Origin of the sequence: Candidatus Protofrankia californiensis (assembly GCF_900634765.1) — a bacterium.
Classification (GTDB): domain Bacteria; phylum Actinomycetota; class Actinomycetes; order Frankiales; family Frankiaceae; genus Protofrankia; species Protofrankia californiensis.
Genome location: NZ_CAAAFT010000054.1, coordinates 1 through 6,084 on the forward strand (window position 1 = coordinate 1; position 6,084 = coordinate 6,084).

Here is a 6,084-nt window from a genome sequence, read left to right on the forward strand (position 1 = left end):
GTCGTCAGGCGGTTACGCATCCGCGCGAAGGCTATCAAGGGCACTGTCAACTTGGTCTGATAGCCTGAAAATGATCTTCGGGTTGTTTGTCGTCGGGGAGGGACTGCTCGTGGAAGCCGGAACGCCGTCGTACAAGGGCTACCGGTACCCAGCAGAGATCATCAGCCACTGTGTGTGGCTATACCACCGCTTCCCGCTGAGCTTCCGCGAGGTCGAAGAACTCATGCTCGTCCGCGGGGTGGTCGTCTCCCATGAGACGGTCCGGCAGTGGTGTGCGACGTTCGGGCCCGCCTACGCTCGGAGCTGCGCCGCCGCAAGCCCCAGGCCGGCGACAAGTGGCATCTCGACGAGGTGTTCGTGAAGATCAACGGCAGGTGGCGGTACCTGTGGCGGGCGGTCGATCAGAACGGCAACGTCCTGGACGTCCTGGTCCAGTCTCGGCGCGACACCAAGGCGGCCACGCGCTTCTTCCGTAAACTCCTCAAGCGCCAGTGCCGCACGCCGAGGGTACTGGTCACCGACCAGCTGCGCAGCTACGGTGTCGCCCACCGGGAGATCATGCGCTCGGTGAAGCACCGCTGCTCGAAGTACCTGAACAACCGGGCGGAGAACTCCCACCAGCCCACCCGCCAGCGTGAACATGCCATGAAAGGCTTCCGTTCACCCAGCGCAGCCCAGAAGTTCCTGTCAGTGTTCAGTGCGATCTCGCCGCACTTTCGACCCCGCCGTCACTGTCTCACCGTTACCGACTACCGCGCCGAGATGACCGCCCGTTTCACGATCTGGAATGAGATCACTGGCGTATCCGCGGCAGCCTGATCACAGCGCCGACACACGGTCCTACCCGGCCCCGACACGTCCCAACACAGCCTCACCCCAACCAAGTTGACAGCGCCGCCGGAGGATCTCCGAGTTGTGGGGCGACGAGCGCGGAGTCTGCCCCACGGGATTAGGGTTCGAGCCCCCATCCCCGCTACCCTGAGTGGTATACAGTTGACCCGCGTGAACAGGCTACTTTTTGATCGTCTTCGTTTCTGCGTTGATGGTCGGTCGCTCGAGTGCTGGCAATCGGCTATTTATCCACCGGTAGAGGTGTTCGGGTCGTCCGGAGCTCCCGTAGCGTTGGGATCGGCTCACCAGGCGTTGGTCCGTGAGCCGTTCAAGGTATCGCCGCGCGGTGACGCGAGAGATGCCGACCGCAGCCGCCACGCCGGCGGCGCTGAGATCCGCGGCGCCAGGTTCGGCGGCAGCTCTGCTGAGGTAGGCGACAACAGCGTCGAGGGTTTCCGCCGACAGACCTTTCGGCTGGTCGACGGTGTCGGATTCGGCACTCCGTAGTGTGGCTAGGGCTCGGTCCACGTCTCGCTGGCCGAGGACGTCTGCATCCGTGTGCGCGGTGATCTGGGTCCGGTAGGCCGCGTAGCGCTCGAGGCGGTCACGGAACACTGCGAAGGTGAACGGCTTGACGATGTACTGGACAACACCGTACGAGACCGCCGAGCGGACGGTGGGCAGGTCGCGCGCTGACGTTACTGCGATGACATCGAGCGGCGCGCCGCCGCCGCGCAGTGCGCGGCAGATGTCGAGCCCGCCGATGTCGGGTAGGCAGAAGTCGAGCAGGACAAGATCGATATTGCCCAGGCTGGCGAGGTGAAGGGCGCGACGGCCGCTGATGGCCACGTCGGTGACCACGAACCCGGGAAGCTTCTCGACATAGCTGCGGTGGGCGTCGGCGATGACCTGATCGTCATCGACGACCAGCGTACGGATCGGCTCGCCAGGCAGGCTCATCATCGCGTAGGCAACCTCATCGGGTCAGAGTCATCGCGTGGCCATGGACACCGCCGTGTTGCTGAGGGATGCGGACAGTGAACACCGCGCCGCCGTCGCGACCCACCTCTATCTGGCCGCCATGGCGCCGGACGACCTGCCGGACCAGAGCGAGCCCGAGGCCTCGCCCGCGCGCCGCCTCGCCACTCGACGTGCTCGTCTTGGTGGTCCAGCCGCGTTCGAACGCCGCCGCGGCCTGTGTTGGATCGAGGCCAGGACCAGTGTCTGCGACCCGGACCGTCAGGCCGCCGGTCTCGGTACGCACCGAGACCGTCACCCGCCTCGGCGCCTCTCCGGCGACCGCGGCCTCGATTGCGTTGTCGACGAGGTTGCCAACGACCGTCACCAGCTCAGCCGCCTCGACGTCGAAGAGCTCGAACCGGGTGTCGTCGGTGACGACGAGTTCCACGCCGCGCTCGGCCGCCTGGGCAGTCTTGCCGAGCAGCAGGGCCGCCAAGACGGGCTCGTCGACGGCGGTCAGCACCCGGTCAGCGAGCTGCTGTGAGCCGGCGAGCCCGGCGGTGGCGAACTCGACGGCCTCGTCCAGCCGATCGAGCTGCATCAGGGTGACCACGATATGAAGCTGGTTTGCGGCCTCGTGGCTCTGGGCGCGCAACGCATCCGCCATACCCCGGACCGCGTCAAGCTCGCCGGTCAGTGCTTGGAGTTCGGTGGTGTCCCGGATCGTCGCGACGCTGCCGAGCGGCTTCCCGTCGCGGACGGTGGGCTTCTGGTTGACCGCAAGCATCCGGTCGCCAGCCAGCAGCACGGTGTCCTCGGCTGGACGACCACTGCCGAGTAGGTCCACCGCCGCCAGATCAAGGCCAAGTTCCGCGACCAGCCGCCCGTGGGCGTCCGGCGGAAGGCCGAGGAGCCGACGGGCCTCGTCGTTGGCCAGCAGCACCCGAGCCTGGTCGTCAACGATGAGAACCCCTTCCCGAACGGCGTGCAGCACTGTGTCGTGATGTTCATACATCCTGGTGATCTCCACCGGGCCGAGGCCGCGAGTCTGCCACCGAAGGCGTCGGTTGACCAGCATCGTGCCACCCACCGCCAGCGCGACGGCAGCCAGTCCGGCAACCAGGAGTACCGGGAGTTGTCGGCCGGCCGTCTGACCGACGTTCTCGACGGTGATGCCTGCGGCGACCAGAGCGGCAACCGTCCCATCGCTGGCAGTGACCGGCGCGACCGCGCGTACTGACGGGCCCAACGTCCCCGAGTAGGTCTCGGTGAGCACCTCGCCTCGTACCGCCGGTTCGATGTGTCCGAGGAACCGCTGTCCGATTCGGGCCGGGTCGGGGTGGGTGTACCGGATCCCGACCGGGTTCATCACGACGAGGAAGTCGACCCCAGTTCGGGCTCGGGTGGCCTCGGCCAGCGGCTGCAGCGAAGCACTCGGATCGGCCGAGCTCAGGGCTGCGACCATCCCTGGCGCATGGGCGAAGGTCTCGGCGACCGCGACGGCGAGATCCCGTGCCTGGCGTTCCGCCGTGCGCCGGGCTTGTAGCACCGAGGCGGCAACCGCAGCCACCACGAGCAGTACTACCACCGTGATCTGTAGGACGAGCACCTGGCCCGCGATGCTGCGCCGGCTCAGCCGCGCGCCGCGGCCGCCGCTGGGGTCGTCCGCGCCACCGGGTGTTGCGGTCATTGACCCAGTGTGCCGGCCGGGACCAGCTGGTACCAGACACGACCGACGCCCGCCGACGGCGAGCGTGAACATTACGACCAAAACGGCGACGCCTGATTTGAGTGCAGTCACCCTAGCGCCACCATACGGGGCGGACCCATGGAACGGCCCGCCCGGCCAGGAGGCTCGCATGACCACGACGTTATTGGCTCCGTCGCGGACGGCACCCGCACACCGGCGCTGGTACCGGCAGCTTTATGTCTGGGTGCTGGCGGGCATCGTCGCCGGGATATTGGTGGGCTACTTCTCCCCGGGAGTCGGTATCGCTCTTCAGCCACTCGGCACAACTTTTGTCGATGCCATCAAGATGGTCATCGCTCCGATCGTGTTCTGCACAGTGGTAGGCGGTATGGCGCAGGTCGAGAACTTGCGCAAGGTGGGCCGGGTGGGGTTGAAGGCGTTCACCTACTTCGAGCTCGTGACCACCGTCGCGCTGGTGCTTGGGCTCGTCGTGATGAACGTGTTGCGTCCCGGTGACGGCGTCAACGCCAACCCGGACACGCTCTCGGTCAACCAGACCGTCGGCGGGTACATCGCACAGGGCGAGTCGAAGGGCTGGGGCGACCACCTGGCCGACATTGTACCGGACAGCGTGGTCGGCGCGTTCGCCGAAGGCAAGGTCCTCCAGGTGCTGTTCTTCGCCATATTGTTCGGCATCGCGCTGAACCTCGCCGGCACGCAAGGTGCCGCAGTCGCCGGCGGAATTGAGCGGGTCGGCCGCATCATGTTCCTGGTACTGCGGTTCGTCATGTACGCGGCGCCGGTCGGTTCGTTCGGGGCCATGGCCTTCACCATCGGCAAGTACGGGCTCGACACCCTCACCAGCCTCGGAAAGCTTGTCGCGGTTTTCTACGGCACGTCGCTGTTCTTCGTCGTCGTCGTGCTCGGCACGATCGCCGCCACCATCGGCGTAAACATCTTCAAGCTGCTGCGATACATCCGAGAAGAGCTCCTGATCGTCCTTGGGACATCGTCCTCCGAATCAGTCCTTCCGCAGATCATGACAAAACTGGAGAGGCTTGGAGCGCCACGCCAGGTCGTGGGTCTCACGGTGCCTACCGGGTATTCTTTCAACCTGGACGGGACCTGCATTTACCTCACGCTCGCCAGCCTGTACCTCGCCCAGGCGGTCGGCGTCGACCTCTCGCTCGGCGAGCAGCTCACCATCATCGGTGTGCTGCTACTGACCTCCAAGGGCGCTGCCGGGGTCACCGGCTCCGGCTTTATCGTGCTCGCGGCGACGCTGTCGACGGTCGGGACAATTCCGGTCGCAGCCATCATGCTGATCTTCGGGGTCGACAAGTTCATGTCGGAGTGCCGGGCGTTCACCAACGTCTGCGGTAACACGCTCGCCACACTTGTCGTGGCGAACTGGGAAGGCGTCCTCGACAAGGGACAGATGCGAAAGGCGCTGAACGCGGGTCCGGACTACATACCGGACGTCGCCGACAGGCTCGACGTGCCGGAGACCGTCGAGACCGGCGAGCTGCCTAAGTACTGGTCCGAAAATAAGAGGTGAGTGGGACGCGATGTCGCACAATGTGAGTGAGACGATCGGATGGAGGGTCGACGTGATCGACGATACGTCTCCAGGCTAGTGTCCCGGTCCTGAGATCTGCGCTCTTATGAGACCTGCGTTGTCATAGAGGTATGGCAGGCAAGCCGAGACTCCCGCTCGTGCTCACCGAGACCGAGCGGCAAACGCTTGAGGGGTGGGCCAGCCGGCGCAGGACCGCGCAGGGCCTGGCGCAGCGGGCACGCATCGTGTTGAGGTGCGCGGATAACACGACGAACAAGGCCGTGGCCGCGGAGATGGGGATCACCCGGGAGACGGTCGGGCGGTGGCGCAACCGGTTCGTCCGGGACCGGTTCGCCGGGCTCAGCGACGAGCCGAGACCGGGCGTGCCACGCATGATCACCGACGCCCAGGTCGAAGAAGTCGTGGTCCGCACGCTGGAAGAGGTGCCCGAGGGCACCACCCACTGGTCCAAACGCGCGCTCGCGAAGCGGGTCGGGATCTCCCCGACCAGCGTGCACCGGATCTGGCGGGCCTTCGGCCTCACGCCCTGGGCGGTCGAGGAGTTCAAGATTTCCACCGACCCGTTCCTAATCGACAAGGTCCGGGACGTGGTGGGCCTGTACCTGGCCCCGCCGCAGAACGCGGCGGTCTTCTCCGTCGACGAGAAACCACAGATCCAGGCCTTGGAACGGACCGCGCCGGTGCTGCCGATGGTGCCGGGCACACCGGAGCACCGCAGCCACGACTACCACCGCCACGGCACCGTCGACTTGTTCGCGGCGCTGCACACCGCCACCGGCACGGTGATCGGTGCAACCTCCACCCGGCACACCGCCGAGGACTTCACCCGGTTCCTCGCCGAGATCGACCGGCAGGTCGAGCCGGGCCTGACGGTCCACCTGATCTGTGACAACCTCTCCACCCACAAGGCTCCCGCCGTGCACCGCTGGCTGGTCGAGCACCCGCGGTTCCAGCTGCACGTCACCCCGACCTACTCGTCCGGGTCTGTTGCGTTATGGGAAAGCAAGACATGGCGGACCCTGCC

At 66.1% G+C, this 6,084-nt stretch carries 4 protein-coding genes and 1 pseudogene; 3 read left to right on the forward strand and 2 right to left on the reverse strand.

What is annotated here, in order from left to right; genetic code table 11:
* Positions 1-70 precede the first annotated feature (70 nt).
* A pseudogene (locus DD1DGNOD_RS02960) lies at positions 71-819 on the forward strand (IS6 family transposase).
* Positions 820-1,011: 192 nt separating this feature from the next.
* Here DD1DGNOD_RS02960 and DD1DGNOD_RS02965 read toward each other — a convergent pair.
* Positions 1,012-1,794, reverse strand: coding sequence for a response regulator (locus DD1DGNOD_RS02965; RefSeq protein WP_131764782.1), 783 nt, complete (start codon positions 1,792-1,794; stop codon positions 1,012-1,014).
* Between the two features lie 13 nt (positions 1,795-1,807).
* Positions 1,808-3,481, reverse strand: coding sequence for a sensor histidine kinase (locus DD1DGNOD_RS02970; RefSeq protein ID WP_131764783.1), 1,674 nt, complete (start codon positions 3,479-3,481; stop codon positions 1,808-1,810).
* Positions 3,482-3,650: 169 nt separating this feature from the next.
* Between DD1DGNOD_RS02970 and dctA the strand changes: the two genes are divergently transcribed.
* Together dctA and DD1DGNOD_RS02980 are read left to right on the forward strand one after the other, a co-directional pair.
* Entirely contained in the window at positions 3,651-5,039 is a 1,389-nt protein-coding gene (gene dctA / locus DD1DGNOD_RS02975; protein WP_131764784.1) for a C4-dicarboxylate transporter DctA, read from the forward strand.
* A 131-nt stretch (positions 5,040-5,170) separates the two neighbouring features.
* Positions 5,171-6,084: IS630 family transposase (locus tag DD1DGNOD_RS02980; protein WP_131769392.1), on the forward strand; the 914-nt coding region annotated here is incomplete at its 3' end.

What these genes read in the sequence shown, in the direction of transcription:
- DD1DGNOD_RS02965 (WP_131764782.1), bottom strand. Translation starts at nt 1,794, where the DNA reads ATGATGAGCCTGCCTGGCGAGCCGATCCGTACGCTGGTCGTCGATGAC.
- DD1DGNOD_RS02970 (WP_131764783.1), bottom strand. Translation starts at nt 3,481, where the DNA reads ATGACCGCAACACCCGGTGGCGCGGACGACCCCAGCGGCGGCCGCGGC.
- dctA (WP_131764784.1), top strand. Translation starts at nt 3,651, where the DNA reads ATGACCACGACGTTATTGGCTCCGTCGCGGACGGCACCCGCACACCGG.